The organism is Nocardia crassostreae, from assembly GCF_001613405.1.
Lineage (GTDB): Bacteria > Actinomycetota > Actinomycetes > Mycobacteriales > Mycobacteriaceae > Nocardia > Nocardia crassostreae.
Map to the genome: position 1 here is coordinate 16,372 of NZ_BDCH01000023.1, position 16,817 is coordinate 33,188.

Genomic DNA, 16,817 nt, shown 5'->3' on the forward strand with positions numbered 1-16,817 from the left:
GTTGTGTTGCCGTGGGCTCCAACATGATCGACTTCCGCTCCCCCGTCTCGGCCGAGGAGGTGCGGGCGCGCGGCCGCGCGCTGCGGGATCGCACCCCGGTGGACGCGCGGGATCGGGCGGCGGCCGGGGCGAATCGGCCCGGCGTGCTGGAGTTCCTGGAGACCAGCAATCAGGGGCGGCTCGCGCATTTGATTCCCTTGCGGCACGGGCGCATGGCGGCCTCGCCGTTCACCTTCTTCCGGGGTGCGGCGGGGCTCATGGCCGCCGATCTCGCCGACGGGCCCGCCAGCGGGCTCACCGCGCAGCTGTGCGGTGACGCGCATGCCGCCAATTTCGGCCTGTACGGCACGCCGCGCGGCGAAATCGTCATGGATATCAATGATTTCGACGAGACCGTGCCGGGACCGTGGGAATGGGATCTGGAGCGGCTGGCGGCCAGTCTGGTGCTGGCGGGCCGCGAGGGCGGGGCGTCGGAACAGGACTGTTTCGATGCCGCGCGCGACAGCGCCCGTTCGTATCGGCTGGCCATGGCGGCGCTGGCCGAGCAGCCGTTCCTCACCTCCTGGAACGCGCTCCCGGACGAATCGGTCATCGGGCGGGTGCGGGCGGATGCGCTGCTCGACGACTTCCGTAAGGCGGCCAAGAAGGCGCGCAAGAACACCAGCGCCAAGGTGGCGCGCAAATGGACCGAGCACCTCGAGGATCACGAAACCGGGATCAGCACACACAAGTTCGTGGCCGATCCGCCCATCCTCACCACCGTCGAGGAGGATATCGCGGAGGCGGTGATCGATGGGCTCACCGAATACGCGGGCACACTGCGGGAATCGCGGCGTCAGCTCATCGCGCGATACTCGGTGTCCGATATCGCCTTCCGCATCGTGGGCACCGGCAGCGTGGGGCTGCATTCCTATCTGGCGCTGCTGCAAGGCAATCAGGACGAGGCGCTGGTCCTGCAGATCAAGCAGGCGCGGCCCTCGGCGCTGTCGCCGTATCTGCCGCCCGCGCCCGCCCGGCACGAGGGTGAGCGAATCGTGCAGTCCACCAGGATGGTTCAGGCCGAATCCGACATTCTGCTGGGCTGGACCACGCTGCGGCTCGGGGGCGAGGAGCTGCCGTTCATCGTGCGGCAGTTCCGGAATCTGAAGGGCAGTATCGATCCGGCGGCCGTGGAACCCGGCGATCTGGACGATTACGGGCGGCTGGCGGGGGCGCTGCTGGCGCGGGCGCACCATCGGTCGCTCGATCCGCGCCTGGTCGCAGGCTATCTCGCCGAGGCCGAGGAGTTCGACTAGGCGGTGGCGCGCTTCGCGGTGCGCTATGCCGATCGGACCGAGGCCGACCATGCCGAACTGGTGGCCGCGGTGAAAGAAGGCCGCGTGGCGGCCGAAACGGAGTGATCCGGCCGCGTACCATTCATTCAGCCGTGTCTTCTCGACGACGAAGGTGAGACCCGATGCTCGTCCGCGTGCAGAACACCGCCGGTACCCATGCCGAGAAGGTGCTCATCGATTGGCTGCGCACCTGGAAGGGCCGTGGGGACCCCAAGGGCGTCGCCACCGTCAATTGCAGCCTGTTCCACGGTGATCGGCTCTACCCGTTCGACGCGGTGGTCTGGACGCCGACCAGCTGCATGGTCATCGAGGCCGAGGCGCTGGTGGAGCGCAGCGAGGGCGAGCTGGAGGTCCCGCTCAACGGCCCCTGGCGGATGGGCGACAAGCTGATCACCTTCGAGGGCGGTGACAAGCGCACGCCCCTGGACAAATCCCGCGATCACACCTTCGCGCTACAGAACTGGCTGGCCGAGCGCGGACTCGGGCAGCGGGTGGTGCACGGCGTGGTGCTGGTGGTGCCCACCTCCGGATCCACCGTGCAGGTGCAGCAGCTGTGGAGCGATCCCAGCTTCCAGGTGCTGCTCGGCGATGATCCGCGGCGGCTGCGCGACTACTTCACCACGCTGTCCTCGCGGGGGCGCCCGCAGTGGTCGGCCAATGATGTGGCGTGGGCGTTTCGCGGGCTGGGCATTCTGCCGTATCTGCCCGCGCCGCAGGACCTGCTGAACGAGGGTTTCCTGGGGCCGGTGGACATTACGCTGTGGCACGGCGGGCCGCAGCAGGCGCAGGCCGAGGCCTATGCCGAGGAGCAGGCGCGCAAGGAACGCGAGGCCATGGAGGGCGGACACCGGATGACGGTGCCCTCGCCCTGGTTCAGCCCCGGCAAGCTGTATCCGCGTCGGCAGGGCGAGCTGGAACTCGGCCGCGGGTTCATGCGATTGATGCTCACGATCGGCATGGTGATCGCCGTGCTCTGGGTGGTCTGGTTCATTGTCGCGGGGATCGTGGCGTACGGCCCGCTCTGACCGCGAGGTAGCGCACCGGCAGGTAGACCGCGGCCACCAGCGCGACGGCCGCCGCCGCACCGCCGACCACATCGGTCGGATAGTGATAGCCCATGCCTACCATCCCGACGAGCACCACCGGCAGCACCACCGCCATGACGACCACCGCCGTAACCCGCACCCGCGCCGACTCACCGGCCAGCGCGAACGCCGTCACCACCGCCACCAGATGCACGGTGTGCCCGCTCGGATAAGCCAGGTACCCCTCCAGCGGCCGATCCCAGAACGGCTTGAGCACCAGCGCATTCACCACCATGGCGACCTCGGGCGCAATGAGCACGAACCCCGCCCGCCACCACTCCCGCCGATACGCGAACCATCCTGCCCCCGCCACCACCAGCGACACCACGACCACGGCAACACTGGGCGCCACCAGCACCCGATAGATCCACGCGTGCCCGTCGAACGACGAATGAACGTGCTCCCCCACCGCCCGGTCGAACCCCGTCGGTCCCCCACCTACCGGAAAGAACCACGGCACCAACACGGTCACCACCACTGCCGCCACAATCAGCGCCGCCCGCCGCCTCCATCCCACGAGCCCACCGTCCGCGGCAACAGTCGATCGAGTCACCCGAGCACGATAGCGACCTACCCGCCCACCTCCCACCACGCGCCCGCCCGCCACCAGCTCCCGCGGACTTCACACCCTTTTCCGTGGGTTCACACCCGGTATAGAGGGTGTGAACCCACGGAAAAGGGTGTGCACTCCCGCTTTGTGGGTGGGTCGGGCGGGTGGGGGAAGCTGCGGATTCGGTCGAGGGCTGCCAGCTCCCAGTGTTGGGAGCCTGCGGTGCGGGCAATTCGGGCGGCGTGGTGGTAGTGGGCGCGGGGGTCGTCGCGGGTGAGGAGAGCGGCCAGGTCGCCGAGGACCAGAGCCACCGGGCACAGGGCCAGGGCCGCGGTCATGGTTCCGGCGAATCTGGCTGCGTACGGCTGTAGTTCGTCGTAGACGGCGGCGGCGCGGGGCTTGTCGGCGAGACCGGCGGCCACCAGGCCGCGGATGGTCAGGTGGAGGTCGCGGTGGAAGTCCGCGCGGATATCGGCGGGGCAGGGCGGGGTCGCTGCGACGACTTCGGCGGCTTCGTCGCTGCGGCCCGCTTCCAGGAGGGCCAGGGCGTACATGTCGGCAGTGCCGGGGAGGCGGCCGAGGGTTTCGTGGAGGCGGAGGGTGTCGTTGACCAGTTCGCCCAGGCGGCCTTGGGCGTAGCGGATGGTGTAGATGCCGACCCAGGCGGTGGCCACTTCGCCGCCGAAGGCGCTGCCGCCGCGGATGCGGGCGGCGGTTTCCAGGTAGGCGGATTCGGCGGCGGCGAAGCGCCCGGCGAGGGTCTGGCGCATGCATTTTCCCCAGTCGCCGATTTTGCCGAGGAGTGGAAGGTCCATGTCTTCGGCCAGGCGGGTGCCCGCGGTCCAGTGCTCCGCCGCGGCCGGGTCGAGGCGGGCGGAGGTGACCTGTTGCAGGAGCAGGTGGCCCAGGACCTGGTAGAGGCCGAGGTCGTGTGCCGTTGCGAGCGTGAGGATTTCCGTGGCCACCCGCTGTTGCTCGTCGAGGAGGTCGGCGCTGTGGTACAGGTTCAGGTAGCGGCCGTTGAGGGCGTGCGCGAGCAGTTCGGGGCGGCCGATCTCGCGGGCCAGGGCGACGGCTTCGGCGGCGGCTTCGCGGCCGCGCGGGCCGGGTTCGCTGTCGAGCTGCATGGCCAGGCTGGTGAGCAGGCGGCGCGCAGTACCGGTTCGGTGATCGTGGGCAGGGCGGCTTCGGCGGCGGCGATGACGGCTGTCTCGCGGGTGCCGTACAGACGGTTGACCCACAGTGTGGGCACATCGAATCCGGTGATGACGCGGGCAGCCAGCAGTGAATCATCCAGTCGCAGTGCGGCGGCCAGTGCGCGGTCCCGGAGCACCCGCGCCCGGATGATGTCGCCGGAGAGGGCGCAGCTACGAATTCGGGCCACCTCCAGCTCGATTCGCTGACGCGCCTGTTCGGCGCGCCGCTCCTCCCGGCCGGTCTCGGCCTGATCGAAGGCGGTCAGCGCCTGCTCCCACAGTCCGACCGCGGTCCGGTGTGCGAATCGCGATTCGGCGAGTTCCGCTGCCCGGCACGAGTATTCGACGACATCCGCGAGCCGCGCCGGATCGCCCGAGGCCATACAATGCTGTGCCAGCCGCGCCGGGTCGACGCCCGCCCGCCGGGCCAGCACATCGGCCACTCGCCCGTGGATGCGGGCCCGCCGCAGCCGGGAAACACTGTCGTACAACGTGTCCCGTATGAGTACGTGCGTGAACCGCACGCCCCACAGCTGCCCGTCCGAATCGGTGCGCTCGGTGAGCAGCCCGGTCAATCCCCCGGCCTCGAGCGCATCGAGCACGGTGTCCTCGGACTCCCCGGTCACGGCGGCCAGCAGATCCACATCCGCATCCCGCCCCGCCACCGCCGCACACCGCAACACCGTCTGCGCGACCGCGGGCAATCGCGCGATCCGCCGTCGCAGCACATCGGCCACCCCACTGGGCACCTCCTGCAACGCGGCCTCCGGCCCCGCCGCCGCCAGCAGCCGCGCGGTCTCCCGCACGAAGAACGGATTCCCGCCCGTCCGTTCCCGAATCGCGGCCACCACCTCCGGATCAAGGTCCCCCGTGCAACAGGACCGCACGAGCTGCGCCACCGCACTCTCCGCCAACCCGTCCAGCGCGATCCGCACCGGCTCGAGTGGCGCGAGCTCACCCAGCGTGGTCGTGAAACCTTCCGGCAGTTCCCCAGGCCGATACGTGGCAATCAGAAAAGTCCGCGCCACCCGCCGCGGCAATACCGCGAGCAGCGACAGCGTCTCCTCATCGGCCCGATGCAGATCCTCGAGCACCAACAACAGCGGTGCCTCCGCCGCCACCCCGGCCAAATACCGCTCCAGGGCCCGATGGGTATGAAACCGCACCGACGCGGGATCCCCGCCCGCCACCGCGGCACCGCCGGTTCCGCCACCCGCGCCACCGTCCCCAGCCGGAGCCTCGGCCCGGCCCGTCACACCCGAGCCGCCGCGACTCGGTTGCTCGGACCAGCTCATTGCCGCGGGGGCGTTGGTGGCTGTCGCGCGGCTGCCGCCGAGCATGGGGGCCAGCAGGGGGTCGGTGACCGGCCAGCGGGAGTTCAGTTCCCGGAGGATTTCTCCCCAGGCCCAGCCTGCCGGGGCCGCTTCGGTTTCCGGGGTGGGGCCCCAGGCGATGGTCCAGTCGGGGAGGGCGGTGGCGAGGCGGCGGGCCAGGGCGGTTTTGCCTGCGCCGGGTTCTCCGGCGATCAGGGCCAGGCGGGCACCGGCGCGGGCGGAGTCCACGAGTGCGGCCAGTTCCGTTTCCCGGCCGAAGAAGTCGGCGGGTCGCGGGCCGTTCGCGTCCGGGTCCGCGGCGGGATGGCGGGCCGGGGCTGCCGCACCCGTCGTGATCACCACGGGGTCGTTGGGCAGGGCCAAATGTGGCGCTTGCGTGAGGATGTCGGATTCCAGCGTGCGCAGCGGGGGGCTGGGATCCACGCCCAGTTCGGTCGCCAGGGTGTGGCGTAGGCGGCGGAGGGCGGCGAGGGCGTCGGCTTGGCGGCCGCTGCGGTAGAGGGCGAGGGCGAGGAGGCGCCAGGGTTCCTCGCGCAGGGGGTCGTCGGCGAGGTGGGACTCCAGTTCGGCGGCCACGGCGGGGGCCGCTCCGGTTTCGAGGAGGGCGGCGGCGCGCTTTTCGACGGCGGTATTGCGCAGTTCGATCAGGCGGGCGGCCTCGGTTGCGGCCCAGGGTAGTTCGCTGAATTCGGCGTAGGCCGGGCCGCGCCACAGGGTCAGGGCCGCACTGTAGGCGGCCACTCGGGCAACGGGTGCGCCGGTGCCGTCGACGGCGAGGAGGTCCTCGAAGCGCCAGGCGTCCACCGCCGCCGGGGGCAGGCGCAGGGCGTATCCCGGGGGTGCGGTGACCAGGGTTCGGGCGGGCGTGCGCGGGGCGCGCCCGGGTTCCAGGGCGCGGCGCAGATGCGAGACGAAGACCTGGATCCCGCCCAGCGCCCGGGGAGGTGCGTCATCACCCCAGAGATCGGCGATGAGCCGGTCCACCGGAACCAGTTGGCCGCGCGCCGCGACCAGCCGCGCCAGCACGGCGCGCTGCCGCGTTCCCCCGAGTTCCGCGGGTGCGCCGTCGACCGTCAGGCCGAACGCGCCGAGGACGCTGATTTCCACCACGGCCGGAGTATCGCCGAGAATTCGGCGCGGCGTAACGGATTACGATCGGCCACCGGATCGGCCGCGGTGGATCACTCGCGGACGGCGGCCTTTTCGAGGACCGGGCGCATGCGGGCGGGCGCCCACCAGTTGGCGGTGCCCAGGACGCGCATGAATGCCGGGACCAGCACCATGCGCACGAGGGTGGCGTCCATGAGCACCGCGAGGGTGAGGCCCAGGCCGAGAATGCGGTTCAGCGAGACGCCGCTGGCGGCTATGCCCGCGAAGACGACGGACATCATGACGGCGGCCGCGGTGACGATCGGCCCGGAGCGGGCAATGCCGAGGGCGACGGCATTGTCGTTGTCGGCGCGGGTCTTCGCGGAGTTCTCCCATTCCTCGGTGAAGCGGGCCAGGAGGAACACCTCGTAGTCCATGGACAGGCCGAAGGCGACACAGAACAGCAGCACGGGCAGGGTGGCGATGGTGTAGCCGGTGGCGAGGGCGCCCAGGCCGCCGAGATGGCCGTCCTGGAACACCCACACCAGTGCACCGAAGGCCGCCGACAGCGACAGGACATTGAGCGCCAGGGCTTTCAGCGGGAGCACCACGCTGCCGGTGAGCAGGAGCAGTAGCACGAAGGTGGTGACCGCTATCCAGGCGAGCGCCTTCGGGAAGCCCTGTCCGATGCCGGACGCGGAATCCGCGGTCTGCTGCGCCAGCCCGCCGAAGAGCACGGGCGCGGGAGCTTCGACGGCGCGCAGTGCGTCCAATTGCCGCTGCCCCGCTTCGGAATACGGGTCCAGTCCGCTGGCGACGGTGAAATGCGCTGTGTCCTCCGCGGTTTCGACGGTCACGCCGCGCACGTCCGGAACCGTGGCCAGTACTCCGGCGTACGCGCCCACATCCACCGGTTCGATCACGAGGATGTGCACCGTCCCGGTCGCATTGCCGTCGAACCGATCTCGCAGCAGATCGCCGACCTGCCGCGATTGCACGGTTCCCGGGAGGACGCGGTCGTCGGGCAGGCTCAGCTTCAGCCCGAGGATCGGCGCACCGAGCACCAGCAGCAGCCCCACCACCGGCAGGGCGCACAGCGCGGGCCTGCGCTGCACCGTCCGCGCGATCCGATAGAGCGCGCTCTCCCCCACAGGCTTGGCTTCCCGCAACGGTTTCCGGGTCAGGCGCTCCCCCAGCACCGCCAGCAGGGCGGGAACCAGGGTCAGCGCCAGCACGATGGACAGCGCCACGACCGCCAGCCCCGCGAAGGCCAGTGAGCGCAGGAAGTTCAAGGGGAAGAACGACATTCCGATCAGCGCGATGCCGACGGTGACCCCGGAGAAGGCCACGGCCCGCCCGCCCCGGCGGGCGGCAATGCGCAGCGCCTCGGTGCGATCGCGGCCGTTGGCGATCTCCTCGCGATAGCGCCCGATGATCAGCAGTGAGTAGTCGACGGCCAGGGCGAGCCCGATGGCGGTCACGATATTGAGCGCGAAGATCGACAGTTCCACCACGAAGGTCAGCGCATAGAGGATCGCCGTGCTGCCGACGATCGCCACCACCCCGGTGACGAATGGAATGGCGGCGGCCACAAGGCTTCTCAGGAACCAGACGAGCAGCAGGAAGGTCAGCGGCAGCGCGATGGCCTCGGCCACGGCCAGGTCCTGCTGCGTCTGCGTGCCCGTCTCGTGCCACACCATCGCCTGACCACCGGCGCGGACGGTGACGCCGTCCTGGCCGTCGCCGTCCAGTCCCCGCGCGATCTCGTCGGCCGTCGCCGGGGCGTGGTTCTCGTCCCCGCGCACGGTGGCCACGATGAGCCCGATATCCCCATCGCGACTGACGAGCGTCCCGGCCAGCTGCGGCTCCGTCCACGGCGAAACCACCTGTGCCACCCGGTTGTCGGCCTTCAGCCGCTCGGCGATCGCCCGGCCGCGCGCCGTCGACGCCGCGCCCTGGACGCCGCCCTCGGATTCGACGGTCAGCATCAACTGCATGCCGGACATGCCGCAGTCGCGTTCGAGAATCTCGGCGACGCGCGCGGATTCGGAGTCGGTGCCCACGAATCCGCCATTGGTCAGCTTCGAGGTGACGCCCGCACCGAGCGCGCCGCAGAGCAGGAAGGCCACGCCCACGACGATCAGCACCAATTTCGGTGCGCGAACGGCGATGCCGGACAGTTTCGTGATCATTCCCGCCCCCGGGCTCGAACAGTCGTCGATACGAACCTCATCCTGGTCTACGACAGCCTGTAGTGGAACGAATGTGGCGCAGGTCTCAGCCGAGGCGGCGGGCGTATACGAACAGGTGCTGCTCGGCCACCGCATCGGGGTGATCGGGTACGAAGCCGCGTTCGCGCAACTCGAGGACCTCCAGCCCGGCCCGGTCCAGCAGATCCGGGAACTCGGTCGCGGCATAGCTGCTCACGCGGGCGGGATGACCCATGAAGACGACGTCGATCTGCTCCACCTCGGCCGGGATGGTGGCCAGCACCAGATAGCCGCCCGGCCGCAGCCAGCTCGCCATCCGTTGCAACGCCGCGTCGATCTCGGCGCGGGTCATCTGCAAGAGCGGGAAGAAGGCGCAGACGGCATCCAGACTGCCCGGCTCGACCTGGAATTCGCGAATATCCGCGTGCTGGAAGACCGCCTCGGGCACCTGCCGCCGCGCGAGTTCGACCATGACGGGCGAGACGTCGATGCCCGCCACCCGAAACCCGTTGTCCGCGAGGATCCGTGCGGTGGGGACGCCGGTGCCGCTGCCGACATCGAGCACCCGGGCGCCCGGCGGCAGCCGCTCGCACAGCCAGGCCAGCGCGGCATGTTGTTCGGGCAGATGACCGAAGGCCCGCTCGTAGTCGGCCCCGAGCAGGTCGAACAGGCGGTCGGCGGGCAGCGGCGCGTCGGACGGCACATGCGGAGCCTACTGCGTGCCGGACCGGGCTGCGGGGCCCAGGTTTTCAGGTCTTCCCGGCGTGTCCATACCCCTCGACAATCGGAGGGTGGTGTCCCCTGCGCGGGCGGTCCACGACCCGAGCGACAGGAGCCCGACCCCATGACCGCGGCGATCGACCGTGCCGAACGCTCAGCCGAACCGGCGGTCGCGATACCCGACAGGGCGGCCGGGGCGTGGACGGGTCGAATCACCTTCTATTCGGCCGCGCTGGTACTACTGCTGTTCGGTGTGCTGGCGTTCCAGCGCCGCTGGATCAGCGACGACGGCATGATCGTGGTCCGCGTGGCGCAGCAGATCCTGGCGGGTGAGGGACCCAACTACAACCCGTTCGGCCGCGCCGAGGCGGCCACCAGTCCGCTGTGGGTGTGGGTCCTCGCGGGATTCGCCTACCTGCGTCCGGGTGATATCGCCGATTCGGCGGTCGGGCTCGGCCTGGTGCTCGCGCTGGCCGGACTGGCGGCGGGGCTGGCCGGTTGCGCGAAACTGCATCGGCAACGCGGTGAGACCGGCGTGCTCCTGCCGGTGGGCGTCCTGGTGCCGATCGCGGTCGGCGGGTTCCGCGATTACGCCACATCGGGATTGGAGACCGGGCTGAGCCTGTGCTGGTTCGGCGTCGTGTGGTGGCTCATGGTCTCGACCACCGAACAGTCCGGTCGCGCGCATCTGGTGACGACCATGGTGATCATCGGATCGGGCCCGCTGGTCCGCCCCGACTTCGCCATCGCCGCGGCCGTATTCGGCGCGACGGCGCTGGTGATCGCGCGCCCGGGGTGGCGGCGCGGCGCGGCGTATTGCGCCGCGGGACTGGTCCTGCCGGTCGGTTACGAGATCTTCCGCGCGGGCTACTACGGCATTCTCGTACCGCTTCCGGCCCTGGCCAAGGAGGCGAGCAGCGCGCGATGGACCCAGGGCGTGTCGTATCTCAACGACTTCATGGGCGCCTACCTGCTGTGGATCCCGCTGCTGGTGATCGCCGTGCTCGCCACCCGCATGCTCGACCGCACCGCGGTCGACCGCCGCACCGCCGCGCTCATGGCGTCCCCGGTGCTCGCGGCCCTCGCCCTCGGCCTCTATCTGGTGCCGGTCGGCGGCGACTACATGCATGCCAGGCTCTGGGTCCCCGTGCTGTTCGCCCTGCTGCTCCCCCTGCTGATGGCCCCCGTCGCCCGCGCCCGTCGCCCCGAGTCGATCGGCGTGGCGCTCGTCGCCGCCTGGGCCCTGCTGGCCGGTCTCCTCCTCGGACCGCCCTACGAGGGCAGACAGTTCAGCTCCACCGGCATCACCGATGAACGCAGCTATGAAACGGCGGTCTACCGCGACCCGCACCCCACCGCCGATTCCCGCCGGAAGGACACCCCCCTCCCCGCCACCCTCGCCACCCTGACCGACCGCCCCGACCGCACCCTGGTCATGCGAACCCGCATGACCGCCGACGGCGACCTCTGGCTGATCCCCTTGTCCCCCACCGTCCCCGACCGCAGCGGCTACTTCTACAACAATATGGGAATCGCCGCGGCGGTCATGCCGCTGCGGGGCACGTTCATAGACGTGAACGGCCTGGCCTCCCCGCTGGCGGGCCACCTCCTCCTCGAGAAACCCGGCCGCCCCGGTCACGAAAAATGGCTCCCCACGGCCTGGGTCGTGGCCCAATACGCCGACCCGGCCGTGATTCCCCGGATGCACGACACCCGGGACGTCACCAAGGCTCAGGTCTTCGCGGCACGCGCGGCCCTGTCCTGCGGCGCCCTCGCCGAACTCATGGACTCCGTCCACCAGCCCATGACCCCGAGCCGCTTCTGGTCGAACCTCACCGGGGCGCTGTCCCGCACCGCCCTCCGCATACCCCCCGACCCCTTCATCACCGAAACCCATTTCTGCCAATAGCTTTCACCCGTCACCGCTTTCCCGAACGCACCAGATTGCGGACGGCGTCGCGCCACGGTGCGCGGCGGGGAGCGGCCTCGGGTGCGGTCGCGGATTCGGGGTGGGGCACGGGCGGCGGCGTATCACGGCGGATGAAGGCCGGGCGGATGTCCGGGTTCGGCGGGTCGTAGTAGCGGTGGAAGGTGGGGGTGAGGCTGGCGGAGAGCGGGGGGTTGATCCAGGTCCAGTCGGTGGGGCAGGCGCGACCGGCGGCCTGTTCGCGGTTGACGTGGTCGACGAACTGGCGCGCGATGGTGTGGTGGTCGACGAGGTGGACGCGGGATCGTTTGTAGCTGTACAGGATTGCGCGGCTGAGTTCGATCAGGGCTTGATCGCGCCACAGGGTGCGGTCGCTGCTGCGGTCCAGGCCCATGCGGTCGGCAATGACCGGGAGCATGTTGTAGCGGTCGCTGTCGCCGAGGTTGCGGCCGATCTCGGAGGAGACGTACCAGCCGTTGAAGGGCGCGCACGCGTAGTCGAGGCCGCCGATCGCGAGGTCCATGTTCGATACGGCCGGGACGGCATGCCATTTCAGGCCCAGGTCGGCGAACCAGGCGAGTTCGGGGTGGTGCAGCGGCACCTCGAGCACGAGTTCGGATGGGACGTCGAAGGCCTGGACGCTGCCGTCGGGACACTGAATCACCAGTGGCAGCAGGTCGAATCGCCCGCCCGCGCCCCGCCAGCCGTGGGTCTGCGCGAGGTCGGTCAGGCCGACATTGGCCGGATCGCCGAGGACGCCGCGCTCGGTGCGGTACCCGGCGTAGCGGATGAGCTGGGGGTTGAGGATGCGGAAGCCGCGACCGTCGAGATCGGCGGGCGGGCCGATGGTGATGGTCGAGCGCACCGCGCCGTTATTGGTCGCCAGGCTCAGGTGCTCCCAGCAGGCGAGGGCGAGATCGGCGGCGGTCGTGACGGTGCGCGCATCGCGCACATCCAGTGCGCGCCAATGCCTGCGGCCCACACACCGATCGTGATTGCGCCATGCCAGTTTGGTCCCGATCCGCAGTTCGTCGAGGGTGTGGCGATAGGTCCCCGTCCGTCGTAGCCGCCGGGCCGCGTCCTCCCCGCGTCCCGGCGCCAGATGGTCCAACTCGGGCTGGGCGAAGAACCGCTGACACTCCTCGACACGCTCGTCGATCGAGACCGGAGTGCGCCCCAGCAAGGCGTGCGCCGGTGAGTTGCGGTGTGGGCAAACAAGATCAGCCGCGGCGACGAGCTCAGACTGCGCGGCCACGGTATGGGTCGTCATTGAACCGGTGCCTCCATGGGTTGTGCCGGTGGCGGCCCCGTGCACGGGACCACCTACTTCACATGCCCCTTCCCGCAGACCAATATCGCACGCCACTGCCGGATATTTGCCCGGATTCGCCGATTAGGCCGAGAACCTCCGCAGGCAAATCACCAGCGACACAACCGATCCGTCACCGGCGACCGAGATTAGATCAACCGCATCCCCGGAAACGCAAGCATTTCCCAGTCAAGCCTCCTGGCATGTCCGCGGGCGCGATCATGCCGATCGGTCTCTAGCCGGACTTCGTGTCCAGCATGGCCACATGCAGCACCTTCTCCGGGACGCCGAGGCCCTCGATCAGGGTCAGGGCCTGCGGGCGGAGGCGGTCGACGAGCTCGTTCACCCCGCGCCGCACGGCTTTCGCCCGCTCCACCGACATGAACCGGTGCATGATGTACCAGGCCTGGTTGTCCTCGAGGGTCGTGTAGACGAACAGGTCGAAGACCTGCTCGGCGAGTTCACGCGCCCCCGGATCGGCGATCTCGGCAATGCCGTCGATGAAGGCTTCCAGCACAAGGCGTTCGATGTGCGCGGTCCCGGCGGCGAGAATGTGGTCCTGGGCATTGTTGAACGCCTCGAAGGGGCCCGTCTCCTTGGCGCGGGCGCGCAGGCGGTGGGCCGCGGTGCGGGTCAGATAGTCCTCGCGGTCGGCGAAGAGCTGGAGTTGCACATCGCGGCGCGACAGATCGCCTTCGTCGACGGATTGATCGGAGCGGTCGCGCAGCCGCTGGATGAGCTGGCGCACACCGGTGCGGTCGCGGACCACATCGCGAGTCATGGTGGCGGCGAAGCGAACCCAGCCGAGCGCGTCGAGGTCGCGGACCTCATCGGAGTAGGCGGTCAGCAGTTCCTTGGCCACCAGCTGGGTGAGGACGACATTGTCGCCTTCGAAGGTGGTGAAGACGTCTGTGTCGGCTTTCAGTGTGACCAAACGGTTTTCGGTGAGATATCCGGCGCCGCCGCAGGCTTCCCGGCATTCCTGGATGGCCTGGGTGGCGTGCCGGGTCTGGGCGACCTTCAGACCCGCCGCCCGCTTCTCCAGTGCGCGTTGGGCGCCCGGCTCGGTGTCCTCCCCGGTCTGCACCAGATGCATGCGCTGCACCAGGTCGTTCTGGGCGAAGGACAGGGCGTACGCCCGCGCCACCAGCGGCAGCAACCGGCGCTGATGGCTGCGGTAGTCCATGAGCACGGTTTCTTCGCCGGTATCGGGATCGGCGAATTGGCGGCGCTGCTCGGCGTAGCGGACCGCGATGCTCAGCGCCACCCGCGCTCCGGCCGCCGCCGCGCCGCCCACGCTGACCCGGCCGCGCACAAGGGTGCCGAGGGTGGTGAAGAAGCGGCGGCTGGGGTTCTCGATCTCGGAGTTGTAGCTGCCGTCGGGGGCGACATCGGCATAGCGGTTGAGCAGGTTCTCGCGCGGAATTCGCACCTGGTCGAACATGATCCGGCCATTGTCGACGCCCGGCAGGCCGCCCTTGAGACCGCAGTCGGAGGTGGTGACGCCGGGCAGGTCCTTGCCCTGGGCATCGCGGATGGACACCAGGAAGCAGTGCACCCCTTGGCTTTTCCCACCGGTGACGAGTTGTGCGAAAACCGCTGCCACGCGGGCGTGTTCGGCCGCGCCGCCGATGTAGTCCTTGCGCGCCGACGGAGTCGGGCTGTGCACCACGAACTCCTGGGCCGCCGGATCATAGGTGGCGGTGGTCTCCAGATTGGCCACATCGCTGCCGTGCCCGGTCTCGGTCATGGCGAAGCAGCCCAGCAGATCCAGGGGTAGCAGCCGATCGATGTACTCCCGGTGCCGCTCGGTGCCGAGGTTCTCCACGGCCCCGCCGAAAAGTCCCCACTGCACACCGCATTTCACCCACAGCGACAGATCCGTGTAGGCGAGCATTTCCAGGGCCGTGACGGCCGCGCCCGGATCCCAGATATCGCTGCCCGATTCCCGGAAGCCCTTGGCGGCCCAGCCGAAGGTGGAGACGAGGCGCATCTGCTCGAGCACCCGGGCGCGCGCCGCCCGGAAATCGAGGGAGGGATCGCCGTAGAGCCGTTCGTCGTCGAGGTGTTCGCGCGCCTTCTCCCGTACTTCCCGCCAGGGGCCGTCGAGGGCTGCGCGTATGTGGTCCGCTGTCCGATCGCCGTCGCTCGCCATGCTTCAAACAGTAGTGCCATCGCTCGGTACAACCGGGTGATCCCACCCACCCGTGTACGTTTTCGGTGTGAGCAACGACCTCGCGACCGAACTCGAAGGCCGCCCGGCCGGGCTGCGCGAACGGTGGCGGCGGCTGCTGAACGGTCTGACCGACCGGGTGGTGGCCGAGCGCCGCGCCACCGTGGACACCGTGGTCGAGGCGCCCGCGCCGCTGCAGCCCATCGACCTCACCGATGACGCCAAGGTGACCCAGGTCCTGGATCTGGCCGAGCGGGTCGGCGAGGTGGTCCTCGACGCCGGTACCGCGGTCACCGACACCTCCGCCCAGATCGAGTTCGTCGCCTCCACCTACGGCCTGACCAATATCGCCATCGACGTCACCTACAACTCCATCCGCATCTCCGTCGATCGCGGCCCGAATCTGCCGCCCGCCAGCACCATGAGCGTGGTCCACGCCCGTTCGCTCGACTTCACCCGGCTCGCGGCGGTCGACCGGCTGACCCGTCGCATTCGCCGGGAGCTGCTGCCCCCGGAGGTGGCCCTCGCGGCGCTCGACGAGATCACCTCCGCGCCGCATCCGTACAACCGCTGGTGGTCCACCTTCGGCTGGGCGCTCATGGCGGCGGCGGTGGCGCTGCTGCTCAATGGCGGGCTGCTCATCGCGCTGATCAGTTTCGCCACCACGACCGCCATCGACCGCGCCAACCGCCGCCTCAACCGGCGCGGTCTGCCCTTCTTCTTCCAGCACATGGTGGGCGGTGCGATCGCGGCCGTACCCGCGGTGCTCATCTCCACCTTCGCCAGCGGGCTGCAACTGGATCCGGCGCTCATCATCGCGGCCGGAATCGCGGTGCTGCTGGCCGGTTTACAGCTGGTCGGCGCGGTCGAGGACGCCATTACCGGCGCTCCCATCACGGCGTCGGCCCGCATTCTCGAGGTCGTCATGATGACCGGCGGCATCATCGCGGGCATCATCCTGACGCTGCGCATCTCCGAGCGGCTCGATCTCACGGTGCCCACCGTCAATATGTCGCCGACGCGCGATCTGGAGAATCTCCCGCTCAAGCTGCTCGCGGGTGCGGTCACCTCGCTGGCGTTCGCCCTCGCCTGTTATGCCGAGCGCCGGGCCCTGACCGCGGCGGCCTTCAGCGGCACGGCCGCCATCGGCGTGTACCTGCTGGTGCAGCACACGGGATTCGGTCCGGTGGTCTCCTCCGGTGTGGCCGCGGTCGTGGTAGGCCTGGCCGGTGGCCTGCTGGCTCGCCGCGCCCTGACGCCGCCGCTGGTGGTGGCGGTCGCGGGCATCACGCCGCTGTTGCCGGGCCTCAAGGTCTACCGCGGCCTGTATGCATTGCTCAACAGTGAGACCCTGATCGGCTTCAACCAGCTGTTCAGCGCGGGCGCGGTGGGCTGCGCCCTGGCCGCCGGTGTCACCCTCGGCGAGTGGATCGCCCGCGATCTGCGCCGCCCGGCGATCATGGAGCGCTTCGGCATTCGCAACAAGTTCTCAGGCTGGGGCGACATTCGTTAACTGCGTCAGCGCGCACAGCCAACGCCCGTCGCGGTACAGGTACAGGTCGGTGGTCCATTCGTCGGCGTCGAATCGATTGCCTTGGTAGTGGGCGGTATTCACGATGCGCGCGGTGAGCACCGCGGATTCGCCGTAGACCCGGATGCGCGGTTCGCCGACGCGGTCCATGGCGGAATGGGTGAGCTCGCCCGCGGCCACCAGGTCCAGGAACTGGGTGCCGGGCGCGACACCGCGCTCGGACACCATCACCCAATCGGCTGTGACGAATTCGGCAATGCGCACAGCGTCGTTGGCGACAATGGCCGCCAGCCAGTTCTCGTGTGCCGCCAGGATCTCCTTCTCGGCGGCAGCCTGCCGCGCGGTCGTCTCGGTCATGC

General features: G+C 69.7%; 10 protein-coding genes and 1 pseudogene. 4 read left to right on the forward strand and 7 right to left on the reverse strand.

Features of this window, described 5'->3' with window-relative positions:
* The first annotated feature begins 23 nt into the window (after positions 1-23).
* Both NC4_RS23580 and NC4_RS23585 read left to right on the forward strand, forming a co-directional pair.
* Positions 24-1,400: pseudogene (locus tag NC4_RS23580) on the forward strand (DUF2252 domain-containing protein).
* 56 nt (positions 1,401-1,456) lie between these two features.
* Positions 1,457-2,359 carry an NERD domain-containing protein gene (locus NC4_RS23585; RefSeq protein ID WP_067542045.1) on the forward strand — a complete coding sequence of 301 codons (903 nt, stop codon included), beginning with the start codon at positions 1,457-1,459 and terminating at the stop codon, positions 2,357-2,359.
* Here the strand turns inward: NC4_RS23585 and NC4_RS23590 are convergent.
* The 4 genes from NC4_RS23590 to NC4_RS23605 all read right to left on the reverse strand — a co-directional run bounded on the left by NC4_RS23590 (position 2,322) and on the right by NC4_RS23605 (position 9,501).
* Positions 2,322-2,972 carry a phosphatase PAP2 family protein gene (locus NC4_RS23590; RefSeq protein ID WP_157555145.1) on the reverse strand — a complete coding sequence of 217 codons (651 nt, stop codon included), beginning with the start codon at positions 2,970-2,972 and terminating at the stop codon, positions 2,322-2,324. The genes NC4_RS23585 and NC4_RS23590 overlap by 38 nt on opposite strands.
* 1,003 nt (positions 2,973-3,975) lie before the next feature.
* Positions 3,976-6,609 (reverse strand): ATP-binding protein, encoded by a 2,634-nt coding sequence (locus NC4_RS41765; RefSeq protein WP_067542051.1) that lies wholly within the window; start codon positions 6,607-6,609, stop codon positions 3,976-3,978.
* Positions 6,610-6,680: 71 nt separating this feature from the next.
* Entirely contained in the window at positions 6,681-8,780 is a 2,100-nt protein-coding gene (locus tag NC4_RS23600; protein ID WP_067542054.1) for an MMPL family transporter, read from the reverse strand.
* 85 nt (positions 8,781-8,865) lie between these two features.
* A complete protein-coding gene (locus NC4_RS23605; protein ID WP_067542057.1) occupies positions 8,866-9,501 on the reverse strand; it encodes a class I SAM-dependent methyltransferase in 636 nt (211 codons plus the stop codon).
* A 141-nt stretch (positions 9,502-9,642) separates the two neighbouring features.
* On the opposite strand from NC4_RS23605, the gene NC4_RS23610 reads away from it, so the two are divergent.
* Positions 9,643-11,427, forward strand: coding sequence for an arabinofuranosyltransferase AftB family protein (locus NC4_RS23610; protein WP_067542060.1), 1,785 nt, complete (start codon positions 9,643-9,645; stop codon positions 11,425-11,427).
* 10 nt (positions 11,428-11,437) lie between these two features.
* On the opposite strand, the gene NC4_RS23615 is transcribed toward NC4_RS23610, so the two are convergent.
* Both NC4_RS23615 and NC4_RS23620 read right to left on the reverse strand, forming a co-directional pair.
* Complete coding sequence (locus NC4_RS23615; protein ID WP_084529709.1) at positions 11,438-12,715, reverse strand: nitric oxide synthase oxygenase; 1,278 nt, start codon at positions 12,713-12,715, stop codon at positions 11,438-11,440.
* A gap of 274 nt (positions 12,716-12,989) precedes the next feature.
* Positions 12,990-14,909 (reverse strand): acyl-CoA dehydrogenase family protein, encoded by a 1,920-nt coding sequence (locus NC4_RS23620; RefSeq protein ID WP_067542067.1) that lies wholly within the window; start codon positions 14,907-14,909, stop codon positions 12,990-12,992.
* Between the two features lie 133 nt (positions 14,910-15,042).
* Here NC4_RS23620 and NC4_RS23625 point away from each other — a divergent pair, with 133 nt between their 5' ends.
* Positions 15,043-16,440, forward strand: a complete 1,398-nt coding sequence (locus NC4_RS23625) for a threonine/serine exporter family protein (RefSeq protein WP_218021280.1) — start codon at positions 15,043-15,045, stop codon at positions 16,438-16,440.
* Here NC4_RS23625 and NC4_RS23630 read toward each other — a convergent pair.
* Complete coding sequence (locus tag NC4_RS23630) at positions 16,417-16,815, reverse strand: nuclear transport factor 2 family protein (protein ID WP_067542635.1); 399 nt, start codon at positions 16,813-16,815, stop codon at positions 16,417-16,419. The genes NC4_RS23625 and NC4_RS23630 overlap by 24 nt on opposite strands.
* Positions 16,816-16,817: the final 2 nt, after the last annotated feature.

What these genes read in the sequence shown, in the direction of transcription:
- NC4_RS23585 (WP_067542045.1), top strand. Translation starts at nt 1,457, where the DNA reads ATGCTCGTCCGCGTGCAGAACACCGCCGGTACCCATGCCGAGAAGGTG.
- NC4_RS23600 (WP_067542054.1), bottom strand. Translation starts at nt 8,780, where the DNA reads ATGATCACGAAACTGTCCGGCATCGCCGTTCGCGCACCGAAATTGGTG.
- NC4_RS23610 (WP_067542060.1), top strand. Translation starts at nt 9,643, where the DNA reads ATGACCGCGGCGATCGACCGTGCCGAACGCTCAGCCGAACCGGCGGTC.
- NC4_RS23615 (WP_084529709.1), bottom strand. Translation starts at nt 12,715, where the DNA reads ATGACGACCCATACCGTGGCCGCGCAGTCTGAGCTCGTCGCCGCGGCT.
- NC4_RS23620 (WP_067542067.1), bottom strand. Translation starts at nt 14,909, where the DNA reads ATGGCGAGCGACGGCGATCGGACAGCGGACCACATACGCGCAGCCCTC.
- NC4_RS23630 (WP_067542635.1), bottom strand. Translation starts at nt 16,815, where the DNA reads ATGACCGAGACGACCGCGCGGCAGGCTGCCGCCGAGAAGGAGATCCTG.